Annotated in this window: 16 protein-coding genes; 9 read left to right on the top strand and 7 right to left on the bottom strand. The window is 45.3% G+C overall.

Annotation, left to right across the window (positions count from 1 at the left end):
* Positions 1–3: 3 nt before the first annotated feature.
* Together ACIGBN_RS12990 and ACIGBN_RS12985 are read right to left on the bottom strand one after the other, a co-directional pair.
* Positions 4–447 carry an SH3 domain-containing protein gene (locus ACIGBN_RS12990; protein ID WP_396665904.1) on the bottom strand — a complete coding sequence of 148 codons (444 nt, stop codon included), beginning with the start codon at positions 445–447 and terminating at the stop codon, positions 4–6.
* A gap of 313 nt (positions 448–760) precedes the next feature.
* On the bottom strand, positions 761–1,567 hold the full coding sequence (locus ACIGBN_RS12985) for a RimK family alpha-L-glutamate ligase (RefSeq protein WP_133002408.1): 807 nt from the start codon (positions 1,565–1,567) through the stop codon (positions 761–763).
* Between the two features lie 313 nt (positions 1,568–1,880).
* On the opposite strand from ACIGBN_RS12985, the gene ACIGBN_RS12980 reads away from it, so the two are divergent.
* Together ACIGBN_RS12980 and codB are read left to right on the top strand one after the other, a co-directional pair.
* Positions 1,881–2,291 carry a gamma-glutamylcyclotransferase gene (locus tag ACIGBN_RS12980; RefSeq protein WP_396665902.1) on the top strand — a complete coding sequence of 137 codons (411 nt, stop codon included), beginning with the start codon at positions 1,881–1,883 and terminating at the stop codon, positions 2,289–2,291.
* 168 nt (positions 2,292–2,459) lie between these two features.
* On the top strand, positions 2,460–3,707 hold the full coding sequence (gene codB, locus ACIGBN_RS12975; protein ID WP_133002410.1) for a cytosine permease: 1,248 nt from the start codon (positions 2,460–2,462) through the stop codon (positions 3,705–3,707).
* Between the two features lie 102 nt (positions 3,708–3,809).
* Here the strand turns inward: codB and ACIGBN_RS12970 are convergent, their stop codons facing one another.
* Positions 3,810–4,250, bottom strand: a complete 441-nt coding sequence (locus tag ACIGBN_RS12970; protein WP_133002411.1) for a hypothetical protein — start codon at positions 4,248–4,250, stop codon at positions 3,810–3,812.
* Positions 4,251–5,133: 883 nt separating this feature from the next.
* Here ACIGBN_RS12970 and ACIGBN_RS12965 point away from each other — a divergent pair.
* The 6 genes from ACIGBN_RS12965 to ACIGBN_RS12940 all read left to right on the top strand — a co-directional run bounded on the left by ACIGBN_RS12965 (position 5,134) and on the right by ACIGBN_RS12940 (position 12,216).
* On the top strand, positions 5,134–6,003 hold the full coding sequence (locus tag ACIGBN_RS12965) for an NAD(P)-dependent oxidoreductase (protein WP_396665899.1): 870 nt from the start codon (positions 5,134–5,136) through the stop codon (positions 6,001–6,003).
* Positions 6,004–6,603: 600 nt separating this feature from the next.
* Positions 6,604–8,202 carry an ABC transporter substrate-binding protein gene (locus tag ACIGBN_RS12960; protein WP_133002413.1) on the top strand — a complete coding sequence of 533 codons (1,599 nt, stop codon included), beginning with the start codon at positions 6,604–6,606 and terminating at the stop codon, positions 8,200–8,202.
* A gap of 110 nt (positions 8,203–8,312) precedes the next feature.
* A complete protein-coding gene (locus ACIGBN_RS12955) occupies positions 8,313–9,323 on the top strand; it encodes an ABC transporter permease subunit (protein ID WP_133002414.1) in 1,011 nt (336 codons plus the stop codon).
* An 11-nt stretch (positions 9,324–9,334) separates the two neighbouring features.
* Positions 9,335–10,225, top strand: a complete 891-nt coding sequence (gene dppC, locus ACIGBN_RS12950; protein ID WP_133002415.1) for a dipeptide ABC transporter permease DppC — start codon at positions 9,335–9,337, stop codon at positions 10,223–10,225.
* Between the two features lie 9 nt (positions 10,226–10,234).
* Positions 10,235–11,203, top strand: a complete 969-nt coding sequence (gene dppD, locus ACIGBN_RS12945) for a dipeptide ABC transporter ATP-binding protein (RefSeq protein ID WP_133002416.1) — start codon at positions 10,235–10,237, stop codon at positions 11,201–11,203.
* On the top strand, positions 11,200–12,216 hold the full coding sequence (locus ACIGBN_RS12940; protein ID WP_133002417.1) for a peptide ABC transporter ATP-binding protein: 1,017 nt from the start codon (positions 11,200–11,202) through the stop codon (positions 12,214–12,216). The genes dppD and ACIGBN_RS12940 overlap by 4 nt, the downstream gene beginning before the upstream one ends.
* Positions 12,217–12,283: 67 nt before the next feature.
* Here ACIGBN_RS12940 and ACIGBN_RS12935 read toward each other — a convergent pair whose 3' ends face one another.
* From ACIGBN_RS12935 to ACIGBN_RS12920, 4 genes are all read right to left on the bottom strand, one after another.
* Positions 12,284–12,754, bottom strand: a complete 471-nt coding sequence (locus ACIGBN_RS12935; RefSeq protein WP_133002418.1) for a DUF1456 family protein — start codon at positions 12,752–12,754, stop codon at positions 12,284–12,286.
* Between the two features lie 237 nt (positions 12,755–12,991).
* Positions 12,992–14,173, bottom strand: a complete 1,182-nt coding sequence (locus ACIGBN_RS12930; protein WP_396665895.1) for a nucleotide sugar dehydrogenase — start codon at positions 14,171–14,173, stop codon at positions 12,992–12,994.
* Positions 14,174–14,199: 26 nt separating this feature from the next.
* Positions 14,200–15,216, bottom strand: coding sequence for an NAD-dependent epimerase (locus ACIGBN_RS12925; RefSeq protein WP_396665893.1), 1,017 nt, complete (start codon positions 15,214–15,216; stop codon positions 14,200–14,202).
* A 214-nt stretch (positions 15,217–15,430) separates the two neighbouring features.
* Positions 15,431–16,480 carry a peptidase M42 gene (locus ACIGBN_RS12920; RefSeq protein ID WP_396665891.1) on the bottom strand — a complete coding sequence of 350 codons (1,050 nt, stop codon included), beginning with the start codon at positions 16,478–16,480 and terminating at the stop codon, positions 15,431–15,433.
* Positions 16,481–16,772: 292 nt separating this feature from the next.
* Here ACIGBN_RS12920 and ACIGBN_RS12915 point away from each other — a divergent pair, with 292 nt between their 5' ends.
* The gene (locus ACIGBN_RS12915) at positions 16,773–17,315 is read left to right on the top strand and encodes a hypothetical protein (RefSeq protein ID WP_396665889.1); all 543 of its coding nucleotides are present in this window, start codon (positions 16,773–16,775) and stop codon (positions 17,313–17,315) included.
* Positions 17,316–17,352 lie beyond the last annotated feature (37 nt).

The raw sequence follows: 17,352 nt of genomic DNA, 5'->3' as shown, positions 1-17,352 counted from the left end.
AGGCTACTGTATAGCTTTAAGGTATGCCGCATAAACCCAGACATGCTGTTTATTAAATACGATCTCACGCCATGCCCCATGTTGTCTAATCACAGTTATCTTCATTCCATGACGTAAGGCACCGACGATTGGGCTGTTAGTGGTAGGTTGCGCGCGAATATTTAAGCGCTTGCTCGTGACAATATGTGGCCCACTACGAAAGACAGTCGGCTTTTTCTTGGTAAGTTGTTTCTGGTGCTTAGTAACGGCTTTATGTTTTTGTGTCACTACTTTGTGTTTTTGGACAGGAGGTGAAACACTTTTTTGAGCTGAGTGTTTGTTTGTCTGGCAGTTTATTTTCTGGTTATAACAAGCGGCATTGTGGTTTGCTTGTTCGCCTTTAGCGAAGGAGATAGTCGGCACTAAAACACAGCCAATTAGGCAAATGATTTTGCTGGTTAATCTCATACTTGTTTCCTTTTTTATAGACTTAATGTGTTTTCAGGATAAGCATAGAGGTTTATTGGCTGGGTAGTCCAATAAGGAAAAGCCAGCCATCAAGCGCTCAAAAATGATGACTGGCTTTTGTTGCTTGCTCTTTTTTGGCGGACACGGCATTCAGGAGTTAAACGCTTGAGTGTAAACACGCCATCTTTCATAGAGAGCGTGAACAACCGGTGTCTGATCAAAGTGGATTTTATGCTCTTAGGCCAAGTGCCGCAGAGCATAAAAGAGAGAGATGACAATTAAATTACAGGCTGAATAGTGGGCCAAAAAGACGCTAGAAACCGCTTAATTGGTCTGTTAAATGGGCAATCGACAGCAGGTGTTGCTCATTTAAATAATTCAGTAATTCTGTATTCACATCGGTTTGAATACTGGTAATACCTTGATTACCAAAGATCCTATTGATTTCAATGACGTAGGGCACTGAGCCTATCATAGCGATATCAAATCCGGCGTGGTTAATGTCGAGAGATTGCGCCAAATAGGTCACAAGATCTTGAGCTTCTTTTGGGATCAAAGCCACTTCTACCTGCCCGCCTTGGCTAACATTGTTGTGGAAGCCATTATCTGATTGCAAACGCCAGTAACCACTGACAATTTTATTGCCTACCCAAATAATGCGCAGATCTCGGTCGATCGGCAAATACTCTTGTACATATAGAACATCACTTTTGGCCAGATAGTCACGCCACTGTCCCAATGTTTCGATCAGAAACACCCCATTTCCCATGCTGCTTTTTGGAATCTTAGCGACAAAAGGAGATGACATTGTGTCCCAGATTTTGTCCGCTTCATAAGGGGTGTTCGCGGCAATCACTGTATAAGGGTGTTGATTCGGTACTATGGTGCGAAAAGTACGCGTCATTTCTATTTTGTCATGACCAATCATATAAGACGCAAGACTTGGAAAAATGCGCTTCTTTAAACCGTATATTAACGCGTTAAGCTGCCAATACTGTGGGAATAGAAGCCAGTCCGCTTGTTGAATTTCCTCTAAGTGATCGTACATAGATTCAGGCTTTATGTAGCGAACATTCGGGAGGTGCAAGGTGCGTAATGCGTCGAAAGAGATGATGTTCATTTAACAATAATCAATGGCCAAACAGGTCGCGATTTTAGAGCCAAAGAAGTGCTAAAAGATACGTTTATTTTAGTAAATGCCGAAAAATATTCGCCGCGATAAAAACAAAATAGAGGGCATAAAAAGAGGCCGTTAAGGTTTATTGCGGCATTTCATCTGGATTTGCTTAGTAACGGTTTTATCAGAAGGTTAAAGGTTGTCTTTGGTCTTCGTCATGAAAGTTTAATTTATTGGCTTAGAGCGGGTGAGGCTCTTGAAATAGGGAGTCGGTAAGGAGATCCTCTGGAAATAGTATGACAAGATGGAAATCAATATGCCTTCAAATATAGTGGCCGTTTATGGCTCTCTCAGAGTGGGTTTCGATAATCACGAATTATTAGCGAACAGCCAACCTATTGGAAAGGGCTGGTTAACAGGTTACCGAATGGGTAATTTTGGAGACTTTCCTGGTGTGGTGTTTACCCATGAAGATAACCAACGTGTTCGTGTCGAATGGTACAAGGTAACGGACAGCACATTGGAAGCAATGGATCGTCTTGAAGAGTATGATCCTGCGGCACCAGAGCGCTCCTTGTTTGTGAGAAAATGCGTACAATCTCCTTATGGAAAAGGTTGGATTTATGTTTACAATCAACCTTTTCAACATGCCGATCTTGTTGAATACGGTGATTGGGAGCGTGCCGTGGTACGCCCCGCAGTTCATCGTGAGATCCCTGTCGTGTGATCCTTGTCTGAGCTGGCGTGCATGATAACTCTTATGCGCGTCAGCGCTTGTTCACTACCAACCTCTTATTCTGCGGCTTCGCCGACAGCACGCTTCTTTGCAACCCAACTACCTTGACGTTGGCTTATTCTTTGCTTGGTTAAAATACCAATAAAGAGGGCGAACAGTATGGAAACGAACGATTACCCATTAACTGAAGTACCAAAAAATGACCGCAAAGGGTTGTTTTCTACCAGTATCGTGTTGCTTGGCTTTACTTTTTTTACCGCCACCATGTTTGCTGGGGGGAAAATAGGCAGTGCATTTAGTCTAGGTGAAATGCTGTTAGCGGTTACCATAGGTAACCTATTATTGGGCTTTTATGCCGCCGCCTTGGCTTATATTGCCTACAAAAGTGGCCTTAACGCGGTATTGATGGGGCGTTTTTGTTTTGGTGAGAAAGGCAGCAAACTGTCTGACTTTATTTTAGGCTTTACGCAAATCGGTTGGTATGCCTGGGGCACAGCGACGATTGCGATTGTGCTAGTGAAGACACTGGATCTGAGCCCCAGTCTCGAAACGCCCTTGATGATCTTCTTTGGTTTTGCTTTTTGCATTACCGCGATGATTGGCTATAAGGGGATGGATTACCTCTCCCGTCTTGCTGTACCTGCCATGTTGCTGTTTATCTTGATCAGTTTCTATAAAGGGATGGCGGATCTCAGCGGCTTAGGGGATGTGTTCGGACAAGCGCCCACGACCAATATGAGCATGGCAACGGCCATTACCATTATTATTGGCACTTTTGTGAGTGGTGGAACACAGGCGACCAATTGGAGTCGCTTCGCTAAGTCTGGCAAGGTGGCCATTTGGGCGACATTGCTGGCCTTTGTATTAGGCAATGGCTTAATGGTCGTGACAGGGGCGCTGGGTAGCCTAATATACCAACAAGCTGACATTGTTGATGTGATGATCGCTCAAGGTTCCATCTCATTGGCGATTCTTATGCTATTTCTAAATCTGTGGACCACTCAAGACAACACCATTTATAACTTCGCCGTCGCGGGCTGTAACCTTGTTCGTACGGACAAACGACGCCTTGTGACTGTGCTGGGAGCGGCCATTGGCACTGTGTTGGCATTAGGTGGCATGTACAATTACTTGATTCCCTACTTGATCTTGTTAGGCACTTTTATTCCACCATTGGGTGGCGTCATCATGGCCGATTTTTGGGTCAAATATCGCGGTAAATACCCCGCATTAGACAGTGCCGCATTGCCCAATTTTAATTACGCCGGCTTGATTGCCTATGGGATCGCTTGCGCCTGTGCTTATTTCACGCCTGTGTTACCGCCCGTGATTGGTGTGCTTGTTGCGGCGCTTGTTTATGGGGCTCTATTAAGCAGTCAAATGAAAGTAAAAACCGCCACTATTTAAACGGGGTGACGATGCCAAGATGTGGTCGATAGGACGCACTACGATTGTCTGATGCCATGGCTTAAACAGCGGCTTAGTTAAGAAGGCTAAGCCGCTGCGTTATTATTCTGTTTCTTTAGGAGCATGTTTGAGAAACACACCTAAGGAAATCAGTAAGAAGCCGGCACAGCTGACAATGGCCACGGGATAATAAAGATTTCCTGCCATGTCCATTTGGCTGTATTTAATGACCATGATGAGCCCTTCTAGTGCCAAGGCAACACAAACTGTACTGATAAAGCGCGGTAAGGTGCGTCGCATCATGACGATCACATCGTGTTCATCGTCATTGCCATATTCTTTGTTAATCACCATGGCCAGTTCAAACACCGCAATGGCAATAATATTTGAGTTAATGATCTTGATTAGCGTCTGAGTAATGTCTTCGCCATTTAAGTAATTGCCGGTGGCTGAAACAAAGCTAGTAATGACCACTAACGCTGCCAGCGTGAAGAAAATATAGGAGAAGGTTTTCGCAAAAAGTTTTTGAACACTGACGTTCATAAAGTAAATCCGGTTGTTATCGTTGGTCTTTACAATACGGACTTCTTTTAAAATAAACAGTTTCCAGCTGGGTATACCGCAAAGGTTCCATAGTCGCCAGAATGGCTGGGCATTCTTTACAAAACACGCCGTCTGTTAATGGTCAGTCAAAGAAAACACGACATAATACCAAGAGAATAGCGTCATTTTCTCTTCATTATAGAAGGACGCTTCTTTTACAGTGACAGCAGGCCTTAGGAGTGGAAAAAGCCTTAGTAAATTATTTTATCCCCAATTGGATCAGTGTTTCACAAGAGCAGAAGATTACCCATACACATCAGATGTTTGGCTTGCTTACCGCGCTTAAATAGACCAACGCACGGTTTTATCGTTGATTATTGAAAGAGGGCTTGAGCTTTGTTGGAGTAGGTTGGGTGTGAACGGTTCTAATGTTTGGAGGAGTAAAATCAATAATTTATTAACCTACTGATTTAAAAGAGAAAAATAAATTAACAGGTGTTTTTTTTGGCGATAAGGATTGACTTTTTTAAGACGAAAGCTTTTTTGAGGAAAGTTTTTCATCGGTTTTTATGCCACAGATCTTGACACGAATCGGAATTTTTAACTATTCCTGACCAAATAGAAAAAATCGTTTAAAAATCAATCCGAGAGCCCTGTGTCAATACCAGAAAGCGGCAATCTTCAAGTTTTTTTAAAAACCTTTCACAAAGTTATCCACAAGAACGTCGTGTTCAAATAATGAGCGAAAACCGGTGAGATAGACGCAGATTGGCCATTTTTAGAATCTGTATGCTGTGTTTTTTGGCATTGTGTGCCTCGAAATCTGCTGACGAGGCGTTATGATCAAAGGCAGTGAAATACTAACCAATAGGGAGACGTCATAATGAAGGTTACTTTTATCGGCTTGGGCACAATGGGCTATCCAATGGCGGGTCATGTGAGCAAGGCAGGTCATGATGTTACCGTTTATAATCGCACTACGGCCAAGGCTCAGGCTTGGAGTGAAGAGTATTCTGGTGCGTTTGCACTAACGCCAGCACTGGCCGCCCAAGACGCGGAGATAGTACTGACGTGTGTCGGTAACGACGCGGATCTGCGTGCCGTCTACTTAGGCGAGGAAGGCGCTTTTCATATGGCGAAAGCGGGCACTCTCTTTATTGATCACACAACAGCCTCAGCGGAAGTCGCTAAAGAGCTAAGTGCCGTAGCAAAGGATAGGGGCTTCCTGTTTATGGATGGCCCTGTGTCTGGCGGCCAAGCCGGTGCGGTTAATGGTGTCTTGACTGTGATGATGGGCGGAGAAGCTGCGCCGTTAGCGATGGCTCAACCCGTGTTAGATTGTTATGCGAAATCCACCACGTTATTAGGCCCTGTTGGTCATGGTCAATTAGCAAAAATGGTCAATCAAATCCTGATTGGTGGAGTATTGTCTGGCTTGTCTGAAGGGGTGCGCTTTGCACAAAAAGCGGGGCTAGATATGGCCACTTTAGTCGACACTTTAAAACATGGAGCCGCAGGCTCATGGCAATTAGAAAACCGTGGCGAGACCATGGCGAAAGACGAATTTGATTTTGGTTTCGCCATCGAATGGATGCATAAAGACTTAACTCTTTGCCTGGCCCAAGCGGATAAAATGGGGCTGTCTATTCCTTTAACGAAAGCCGTAGATGAAGATTATCAAGCCCTAATGGCAGAAGGTCGTAGCCGCCAAGATACTTCAGTGCTTATTAAAGCATTAGACAATAAAGCATGAGACAAACAGGCCTAATCTTGTACGGCTTGTGATTAACAACGATAGTAATAAGGCCAGTATCATTGAATGATGCTGGCCTTATTTGTTTTTGTATCCGGCGTTTTGTGCGTCACATTTTCGTGGAAACCGTGGCGATCTATAAGGGATTTATCTGTTCGCTATTACTCTTTTGTCACGCTTTCTAACTTAATATTCATTGAGTTAGGTTTTTATTTTTGAAAAAAACACGTCATTTCTCTTTTTCCTAAATAGCCTTATAACGCTGCAACCCCTTTGTTTTCGGGTGCTATATGTGTGCATAAAAATTACTTATTCATTACACGCATGAGGCATATCGTTATTTCGATTGGTCATTTGGGAAAGCTTAAGTAGTCTTCAATGATGCGGTTTTGAGCGGGGTTACATTGTAGCGCGCGATAAACAGCTAAAGGGGGCTCAAGGATGAGGCAGGACACCTCGCTTAGATGGATATCTAAGCGAGGTCGTTTCTCTATCTATGCCATTACAACCTTGCCTCTCAGATATCACAAAGTAACGATTACCTTGATTCAACTTCCCACGTGTTTAACACGATCATAATTACGCTAATGGAGAATGAAAATGAAAAAAGGGTTAGCAGCATTACCGTTTGCCGTCATGGCCGCGGCCGCTATTTCCACGTCAGCTCATGCAGCATCAACATTGGTATACTGTTCAGAAGGTAGCCCAGAAGGCTTTAACCCTTCTTTGTACTATTCTGGTACCACTTTCGATGCGTCTTCTAAACCAATTTTTAACCGCTTAATGGAGTTTAAACTGGGCACGACTCAAGTAGAGCCGAGCTTAGCCAAAAGCGTTGATGTCTCTGACGATGGCTTAGAATATACCTTCCATTTACGTAAGGGTGTGAAGTTCCAAAGCTCAAAAGATTTCAAACCAACACGCGACTTTGATGCAGACGATGTGATCTTCTCATTCAACCGTCAGCGTCTTGATAGTAACCCGTACCATAAAGTGGGCGGCGGTTCTTACGGTTACTTTGATGACATGGGCATGAATACCCTGATCAAAGACATAGTAAAAGTCGATGACTACACAGTTAAATTTGTATTGAACCACCCAGAAGCGCCGTTTATTGCCAACTTGGCGATGGACTTTGCGTCTATCTTTTCAAAAGAACAAGCGGATCAATACTTAAAAGCGGGCACGCCTGAAAAACTGGATCAAACCCCAGTTGGTACCGGACCATTCCAAAAAGTGCAGTACCAAAAAGACTCTTTGATTCGCTACGTTGCGTTTAAAGATTACTGGAAAGGCAAAGCAAAAATTGACCGCTTGGTATTCTCTATCACACCAGATGCTTCTGTTCGTTACGCTAAACTAAAAGCCGGCGAATGTGATGTGATGCCATACCCAAATCCTGCTGATATCAAGCAGATGGAAGCGGATCCAAATATCAACTTGATGAGCCAAGAAGGTTTGAACGTTGGTTATCTAGCATTCAACGTGACGAAAAAACCGTTTGGTGATGTGAAAGTGCGTCAGGCATTGAACTATGCGACGGATAAACAAGCGATCATTGATTCGGTTTTCCAAGGGGCTGGTAAAGTCGCTAAGAACCCAATTCCACCGACTATGTGGTCTTACAATACGTCTATCAAAGATTACCCATATGACCCAGCTAAAGCGAAAAAACTGTTAGCAGAAGCAGGCTATGCTGATGGTTTCGAAACCACTATTTGGGCAATGCCAGTTCAGCGTCCTTACAACCCGAATGCACGCCGTATGGCGGAAATCATGCAAGAGGATTGGGCCAAAGTGGGTGTTAAAGCGAACATAGTGACGTACGAATGGGGTGAATACCTTAAGCGTGCAAAAGCGGGTGAGCCAGACACGATTCTAATTGGTTGGACGGGTGACAATGGTGACCCAGATAACTTCCTGTACGTACTAACAAGCTGTGATTCTGTGGGTGGTTCAAACTACTCAGAATGGTGTAACAAAGCCTATGATGACCTGCTGGTTAAAGCGAAACGTACTTCTGATATGGACAAACGTAACGACTACTACAAACAAGCACAGGTTATTTTCCATGATCAAGCACCTTGGATTCCTGTTGCCAACTCTGTGGTATACGAACCAATCCGCAAAGAAGTGAAAGGCTACAAAATTGATCCACTTGGTGGTCACTACTTCTACAGCGTAAGCAAAGAGAAGTAAGTCCAATTCGGACGCCGTAATAGGGTGTTTGTTTGCTGGGACGCAAGCAAACACCCCGCTGACCGGGCTACAAACCCGATCTAGTCAAATCGCAAGAGAGCCAGTCCTTTATGTTCCAATTTATTTTCCGACGTTTGAGTCTTGTCATTCCGACCTTTATCGGTATTACCTTACTGACCTTCACCTTGATCCACATGATCCCTGGTGACCCGATTGAAGTGATGGCAGGGGAGCGTGGTGTATCGCCAGAACGTCATGCTGAGTTGAGTGCCCAATTGGGGTTAGATAAACCCCTATATGAGCAATATTTCCACTATGTTGCAGGCATAGTACAAGGTGACTTAGGCGAGTCTTTAGTTACCCACGAACCTGTCATGAATGAGTTTATGACGCTGTTTCCAGCCACCGTAGAGCTTGCTGTTTGCGCGGCTATTTTTGCTATTTTAATTGGCTTACCCGCCGGTATTTTTGCTGCGGTGAAGCGCGGTACCATTTTCGACCATTCGGTGATGACCTTTTCATTAACGGGTTATTCGATGCCTATTTTTTGGTGGGCATTGCTGCTGATGTTGGTGTTTTCCGTGACCCTAGGCTGGACCCCAGTATCGGGGCGGATTGATGTTGTCTATTGGATCGACAATACCACGGGATTTATGTTGATCGACTCTTGGTTATCAGGCGAAGAGGGCGCTTTCAAGTCTGCCGTGTCTCACCTTATTTTGCCCAGCATTGTCTTGGGCACCATTCCGATGGCCGTTATTGCCCGTATGACGCGTTCTTCTATGCTTGAAGTCTTAAGTGAAGACTACATTCGCACCGCTCGTGCCAAAGGCATTGCTCCGTGGCGAGTGATTGTTATTCATGCGTTGCGCAACGCTCTGATTCCTGTGATTACCGTGATCGGTTTGCAGGTCGGAACTTTATTATCAGGGGCAATTTTGACCGAGACTGTGTTTGCTTGGCCAGGCATTGGCAAATGGCTTATCGAGTCTATTAGCCGACGAGATTACCCTGTTGTACAGGGCGGCATCTTGATTGTTGCGACCATTATTATTGTCGTCAACCTATTGGTCGACATCGCCTACGGCGTTGTTAACCCACGCATTCGACACAACCGATAAGGAGGCGCTTTATGACGACTAATACCGTATCTGCACCAGCGCCAAGAACACCGATACAAGAATTTTGGCATTATTTTAGCAGCAATAAAGGCGCGGTCGCAGGACTGGTTTTTATTGTATTGATTTGTTTTATGGCGGTTTTCGCCGATGTTGTGGCACCGCATTCGCCCTCTGCTCAAGTGCGAGACGCCTTATTGCTTCCGCCTGCATGGTTAGATGGTGGCAGTTGGTCCTACTTGTTAGGCACCGATGACGTGGGTCGAGACATTTTTTCACGCCTTATTTATGGGGCCAGATTGTCTTTGTCTGTTGGCGCTTTTGCGGTAACGATTTCTTTGGTCATTGGCATATTGTTGGGCTTGGTAGCAGGCTACTTTAAAGGCGTTGTCGATATTTGCATCATGCGCCTTGTCGACATCATGTTGGCGATGCCGAGTTTGCTATTGGCGATTGCCATTGTCGCAATATTAGGGCCAAGCATCTTTAATGCAGCCCTGGCGATATCTTTGGTGTCTTTGCCAAATTACGTGCGCTTAACGCGTGCTGCGACCATGGCGGAAATGTCACGGGACTATGTCACCTCGTCTCGTGTTTTGGGTGCCAGTCCATTGCGTTTGATGTTTGTGTGTATTTTACCGAACTGCTTAGCACCTCTGATCGTGCAAGCGACACTGGGCTTTTCTAGCGCCATCTTGGACATGGCGGCATTGGGCTTTCTCGGGCTAGGTGCTCAGCCACCGACGCCTGAATGGGGTTCTATGTTGGCCGACGCCTTACAGTTTGTACAACGCGCGTGGTGGGTTGTGACCTTCCCCGGATTGATGATCTTGATCACAGTGTTGGCATTTAACCTCATGGGCGATGGCTTACGCGATGCTCTTGATCCCAAGTTGAAACAGTAGGAGGTTGTGATGTCACTGCTACAGCTGGACAATTTAAGCGTTACCTTCGGTAATTTTCGTGCCGTGGACAACATCAGTTATAAGGTCGAGGAAGGGGAAGTCCTTGGCATCGTTGGAGAATCTGGCTCAGGTAAGAGCGTGAGTTCCTTGTCTATAATGGGCTTGATTGATTTTCCCGGTAAAGTGAGCGCCGATCAATTAACCTTTGATGGGCAAGACCTACAAGCCATGCCAGAAAAGCAACGTCGTAAACTGACGGGCTCGGATATTGCGATGATTTTCCAAGATCCTATGACCAGTTTGAACCCTTGTTTCTCAGTGGGTTATCAGATCATGGAGGCGCTTAAAACCCACCAAGGTGGGCGCAAGAAAGTCTTAAAACAACGCGCGATTGAATTGTTAACCCAAGTGGGTATTCCCGCGCCTGAATCACGTTTGGATAATTATCCGCATCAGCTGTCTGGTGGTATGAGCCAGCGTGTGATGATTGCCATGGCGATTGCGTGTAATCCTAGGTTATTGATAGCCGATGAGCCTACCACGGCTCTGGATGTCACCATTCAAGCGCAAATCATTGATCTGTTGATCGAATTACAGCGCAAGAAAAAAATGGGATTGGTGTTGATTACCCATGATTTGGCGTTGGTGGCAGAAGTCGCCCATCGAGTGATCGTGATGTACGCCGGTCAAATTGTCGAATCTGGTCCCGCGGCGGAAGTGTTTCGTTCTCCAAAGCACCCTTACACGCAAGCCTTGTTGGCTTCGCTGCCAGAGTCGTCCTCCGGTAAAGCTCGTCTTGAGGCTTTACCTGGTGTTGTGCCTGGGCAATACGATCGTCCGCAAGGCTGTTTGTTAAGCCCTCGTTGCCCTTATGCTCAGGAACAATGTCATAAGGTAGAACCTGAAAATCAAGGTCCATTAGACCGCCAAGTGAAATGCCATACTCCGTTAGACATTGAAGGGAGACCGGCCGCATGAGTACATCACAGAACAATGCACTGATCCTGAATGCAGAAAACCTAAAGCAGCATTACCATGTTAAGCAGGGGATGTTTAAGCCGGATGCCGTCGTAAAAGCGGTGGATGGGGTTAGTTTTACTTTGGAAAAAGGCAAAACGTTGGCGGTGGTTGGCGAGTCTGGTTGTGGTAAATCGACCTTGGGTCGTATGTTGACCATGATCGAAACACCAACAGAAGGGCAGCTGGCGCATCTTGGGCAGGACTTATTAACGCTTTCTAAAAACGAGCAAGCAAGCCTGCGTCAAAAGATCCAAATCATCTTCCAAAATCCTTATGGTTCGTTAAATCCACGTAAGAAAATTGGCTCGATTTTAGAAGAACCTTTGGTTATCAATACCAAGCTTTCTAAAGGGCAGCGCAAAGAAAAAGCCTTGGCCATGATGGCAAAAGTGGGACTGAAAGAAGAACATTACGATCGCTATCCGCATATGTTTTCCGGTGGCCAGCGCCAGCGTATTGCCATTGCTCGTGGCCTGATGTTGGACCCTAATGTCATCGTCGCTGATGAGCCAGTGTCTGCGCTAGATGTGTCAGTTCAAGCCCAAGTGCTTAATCTAATGATGGATTTACAGCAAGAGTTTGGCTTGAGTTATGTGTTTATCTCCCACGATTTGTCGGTGGTGGAGCACATTGCTGATGACGTGATGGTGATGTATTTGGGGAAGGTGGTTGAGCAAGGCTCTCGAGAGCAATTGTTTGAAAATCCGCAGCACCCTTATACCTTGGCCTTACTGTCTAGTACGCCTCAACTGTCGCCGGATAAACGTCGTCAGCGTATTAAGTTAGAAGGGGAGTTGCCTTCGCCATTAAACCCACCGTCTGGGTGCGCGTTTCATGGTCGTTGTTCTTATGCGAACGATCGTTGTCGCAGTGAAACGCCGTTATTGGGTAAAGCAGAAGAAGGGCATTTTATTGCATGTCATGCGGTGGAAGAAAATCGTATGAAACCACTTGCCGTCGGTGTCGCGTAAGCGAGAGAGTTACTTTGCTAACAAGAAAACGCCCAGCAGGGCGTTTTCTTTGCCTAAAACAACAGGATTAAACGTCTGTTTTAGGACGGAATTTTAGCTGCAATCCCATGATGAAGTTACGCAAGATCTGGTCTTTGCATTCACGGTAATGCTTGTTGTCTGGCTTACGGAAGAAGGCACTTAGCTCGTGCTTGCTCATGTTGAACTCAGCCAATTGCATGATTTCAAGAATATCTTCCGCTTTCAGATTAAGCGCAATGCGCAGCTTCATAAAGATAAGATTATTATTTAGGCGTTTCTCTGGCGCAGGCTGTTCACCTTCGCGCTTGCCACGACGCACATTGATAAAGCCATTTAGAAAAGCGGCCATGTCTATATCGACCATAGAGGTGTAACCCTCTTCCTCTTCTTTTTTCATCCACGCGATGATTTGATCACGATTAACCGTTTGATCAGCGGCAGCAAAGATCTCTTTTACATAAGAATCTTTCAAGTCAAAGGTGTAGCGAAGGCGGCGTAAAATATCGTTATTGGTCAAAGTAGAGTCCTAGTGTTAGGTGTCCAGTACAGTCAGGGTGAATCACTGGCGATTCAAAGAGCGACTTTAACAGATTTTAGCGTCACTTTTATCAAATATATAAAGATATTTGCCTAACACGGCGCGTTTTCATCCATCGTGAGTAGCGTGATATCGCGTAAAAAAACCTAACACACTGAGTCTGTTAGGTTTCTGTTTTTCTTAAGGCATTGTTTCTCTCGCGATGGCGCTGCGAATTTAGTCTTTACCGAATAAATCTCGGGTATAAACCTTATCCGCCACGTCGCTCAGCTCGTCGGTCATGCGGTTACTCATGATGACATCCGCCGCGACTTTAAACTCAGCAAGGTCACGATAGACTGTTGAGTGGAAGAAGTTGTCTTCTTCTAATTCTGGTTCAAAAACAATGACTTCAATACCTTTGGCTTTCAAACGTTTCATGACGCCTTGAATCGCCGATGCGCGGAAGTTGTCTGAACCTGTTTTCATCACTAAGCGATACACGCCCACGACGCTAGGATTGCGTTTGATGATGGCATCGGCAATAAAGTCTTTACGTGTGGTGTTAGAGTCAACAATGGCACGGATCAGGTTGTTCGGCACATTGTCGTAATTGGCCAGCAGCTGCTTGGTGTCTTTTGGTAGGCAGTAGCCGCCGTAACCAAAAGAAGGGTTGTTGTAGTGCGCGCCAATACGAGGGTCTAGGCCGACGCCTTCGATCACTTGCTTAGAGCTGAGGCCAAAGGCTTCACAGTAAGAATCAAGCTCGTTGAAGTAGGCCACACGCATGGCCAAATAGGTATTAGAGAAAAGCTTAACGGCTTCGGCTTCGGTGGCGTCGGTAAACAAGGTGGGAACCTCTTGTTTGATCGCGCCTTCTTGCAACAAAGCAGCGAACACTTTCGCGCGCTCGGAGTCTTCTCCAACGATAATACGAGACGGGTGAAGGTTGTCGTAAAGGGCTTTGCCTTCACGCAAAAACTCAGGCGAGAACAGAATATTATCTGTACCAAATTTGGCTTTTACTTCCGCTGTGTAGCCGACAGGGATAGTCGACTTGATGACCATAACCGCGCTTGGGTTGACCGCCAACACATCCGCAATAACACTTTCTACCGAGCTGGTATTGAAGTAATTGGTTTCAGGGTCATAGTCTGTTGGCGTGGCAATTACCACGAAGTCTGCCTTCTGATAAGCCTGTGTTTTGTCTTCGGTGGCGACAAAATCGAGCGTCTTAGTGGCAAGGAAATCTTCGATTTCTGCATCGCTAATAGGCGACTGTCCTTGGTTTAGCATGGACACACGCTCTGCGACGATATCAACCGCTGTGACTTTATGGTTCTGGGCCAGCAACATGGAGATAGACAGGCCAACATAGCCTGTTCCCGCAACGGCAATCTGGTATTTTTTAGTCGTCAAAATATCTTCCTACGTTATCAGTATAATTAGTGGGTTGAGCCATAAAAGTCACGGTACCAGTCGACAAAATTCTGCATGCCGTCTTCGATACTGGTGGCTGGCTTAAAACCGGTACTTTCTATCAGTTCATCAATGTCGGCAAACGTCAGTGGCACATCGCCCGCTTGCATTGGCAAATGGTTTTCTTGGGCTTTCTTGCCACAGGCGCTTTCAATAGCGTCAATAAAGCGTCGTAATTCAATTGGCTGATTGTTGCCAATATTGAATACTTTATAAGGCGCGGTCGCTGCGGTAATTTCGCTTTCCATCTTCGTTGGTATGGTGCCTATAACGCGCACAATGCCTTCAACAATGTCGTCAATATAGGTGAAGTCACGCTTCATCTGACCATGGTTATAAACGTCGATTGGCTGGTCTTCGAAAATCGCTTTGACAAATTTATAGGCCGCCATATCTGGGCGCCCCCAAGGACCGTACACGGTAAAAAAGCGTAGGCCGGTCGTTGGAATGTCATAAAGATGGCTGTAAGAATGCGCCATGAGTTCGTTCGATTTTTTGGTGGCCGCGTACAGACTAATAGGATAGTCGACTCTGTCTTCTGTGCTAAACGGCTGCTTTTTATTCATCCCATACACAGAGCTAGAAGACGCATACACAAGGTGCTTCACCTTGGTTTGGCGACAGCCTTCTAGAATATTCGCAAAGCCCACTAGGTTAGAATCAATATAGGCTTGCGGATTTTCAATCGAGTAACGTACCCCGGCTTGGGCGGCTAAATTTACCACCACATCGAACTGTTCGTCCTCGAAGAGGGTCGCCATGGCGTCACGATCTGCTAAATCCATTTTAATAAAACGAAAGCGGTCTTGTGCTTGGTGAGAGTCTTTGAAACGAGCGAGGTCATCAAGGCGTGCGATTTTTAACGCCGGGTCGTAATAATCGTTGAGATTATCGATGCCCACAACGTCATCACCTCGAGCAAGGAGTGGTTTAATTAAACCGTGTCCAATGAACCCAGCGGCTCCGGTTACTAATACTTTCACATCGTCTCTCTTAATCTAAAGATAGGGTATCGCCATAGTATAAAGAATAGTGCCGTGAAAAAAGATGAAAAAAAGGCACAAAGCTTAGAATATCTGCATTTTATCGCCATTTGATAACGAGTGTTGACGCAAATAAGAGCGAATAAAACAGCACCAAGAAAGCGAGGTGCTGTGATTGGAATGGGGAGGCCGAGCCAAATTAACGACGACACGTTTAGGTATTCGAAACGCGTCTAAGAATTTCTAAAAATGCGTTAACCGAATCATTGGACGCCGATTCATGCATGGTGTGATAGCCGGTGGTGGGAATCTGAATGGTGGTGCCATCAACCAAGCCATTAGACGCCGCAATGATGCGACCTAATTCTGTACTGCCGATTGATGAAGGCGGTAAACCATTGGCCTCTCGCTTTTTATTTTCAGCTTCTGCATAGCGATTTTTGAAGAGGTAACTTATGCCACTTTTCACACAGAGCGCTTCAATAAGCTGAGTCGTTTCTGGGTTAAACGTGGCGTTGGCGTCTTTTTCCCGTAGCACGATTTGCTGCTCATTGGCTGAGGCAACGCTAGGAAAAGGGCTGGTGTCGATAACAAATAAGCGGTTGGTCGAGCCGCCAAAACGACGGAACCACTCTAATAAATAACGCCAGCTTTTGCCGGACTCTTCTTGTGCGGTAAAAAACGCCGTACCTTTAAAGCCAAGACTAAACAAATGCACCAATGCAGCCGCCGAGATAACGTTATCCAATTGGCCTGCAAGGCGGTCTTCCTTGATATGCAGCTTGTCTTTAAAAGCAATTGGTGTGCCTGCGACCACGCCTTCTAATCCGTCGATTTCAAAAATTAAGTTGTTGCGAAACTCGCAGATATAAGCGTGTTTGATGACGCCTTTGCCACGATAAACACCGGACCAAGGCTCATAGGCATAGACATTTTCATGGTGGAAGCGCTCGGTGATTTTACTCATTAACTCTTCAGAAACGGAGTTGTTCAGTAGATCAGTGCGATTCGCAGAGACAAAGGCGGCGTACTGGAATTCATTCGGCCCAGTGCAGACCAAGCCATGGCGGTCGATGTGTGCCGAGAACATAGTGCTCATTGGTTCACTGCCTTGGGCAACCAATAACCCTTCATACCAGGTGACCTTGGCGCCACGCTCTTCTAACTCACGCTGCAATACGCGGAAAAAAGAATGTTCTGCGCCAACCACGCTAGGCTGTCGAATCAATAACTTGAGCACATCAATAAAATCATCACTTAACATGTAAGGTTTTCTCTAGCAGTGAACCGGATGGCTGATCATAGAGTTTTTTTTATTTTTTAACAGCGATAAATAGCGGAAAAAACAGCGCTTAGCGTATTTAAAGTGATGAGATTTAACTAACACTTTTAAAATGTCTCACAAATGAATAACATACATAATATTTACACTATTCAAGCGCATTTTTTAATTTTTAAAATGGATGAATAGTCGTGTTTTAGCGATGTTATTTCACCCATAAACATGGGCATTTTGCTCATGTTTTTATCAGAAACCGTTTGAATAGGGATAGAAAATGCGTTTGAGAAATATTATCTGGTGTGCCGGCCTCGCATTAGTTGGCTGTGCTGGGCATGTAGATCAAGCACCAGAACAAAAAACAATTCGCGCGTTTTATATGAAAAAACTGACGGTTAATTTATCCGAGTCTGTTGAAGCGATTCCTGGCAGCAAACAGTTTGCTTCTGAGAGTAAACTGAGCAAAGACTTCGCCTATTCGATTCATAAACACCTAGTAGAAGAAGGCCTTTATGCTTCTAAGCCGGGGCCTAATGTGGGCGAATTAGACATTACCATTGATTATTTACGCCGTTATAAAATGGGAGGGCGAGCTCTGAGTCGTCCATTAGTCTCTCATCAGGTCGTGGTGTCTCAAGGTAATCAAACGCTTGCCAAGCTGGTGCAAAACAATTACACCCCTTTGTATGGTTATTTTAAAGCGGTTTACGTCAATATTGAGCGTGCCATTCATCAATGGGACGAAAAAGACGAACACGTAGACGCAGACAATATCAGTGAATCTTTAGTGGAAGATTTAGAAGAGAAATTTGATCTGTAGTTTTCTCGTTACGTTTGGCTGACTCTCTAATGAATAA

Origin of the sequence: Marinomonas sp. NPDC078689, from assembly GCF_044542435.1 — a bacterium.
GTDB classification, from domain to species: domain Bacteria; phylum Pseudomonadota; class Gammaproteobacteria; order Pseudomonadales; family Marinomonadaceae; genus Marinomonas; species Marinomonas arenicola.
This window is presented reverse-complemented; position numbering and strand designations above follow the sequence as displayed.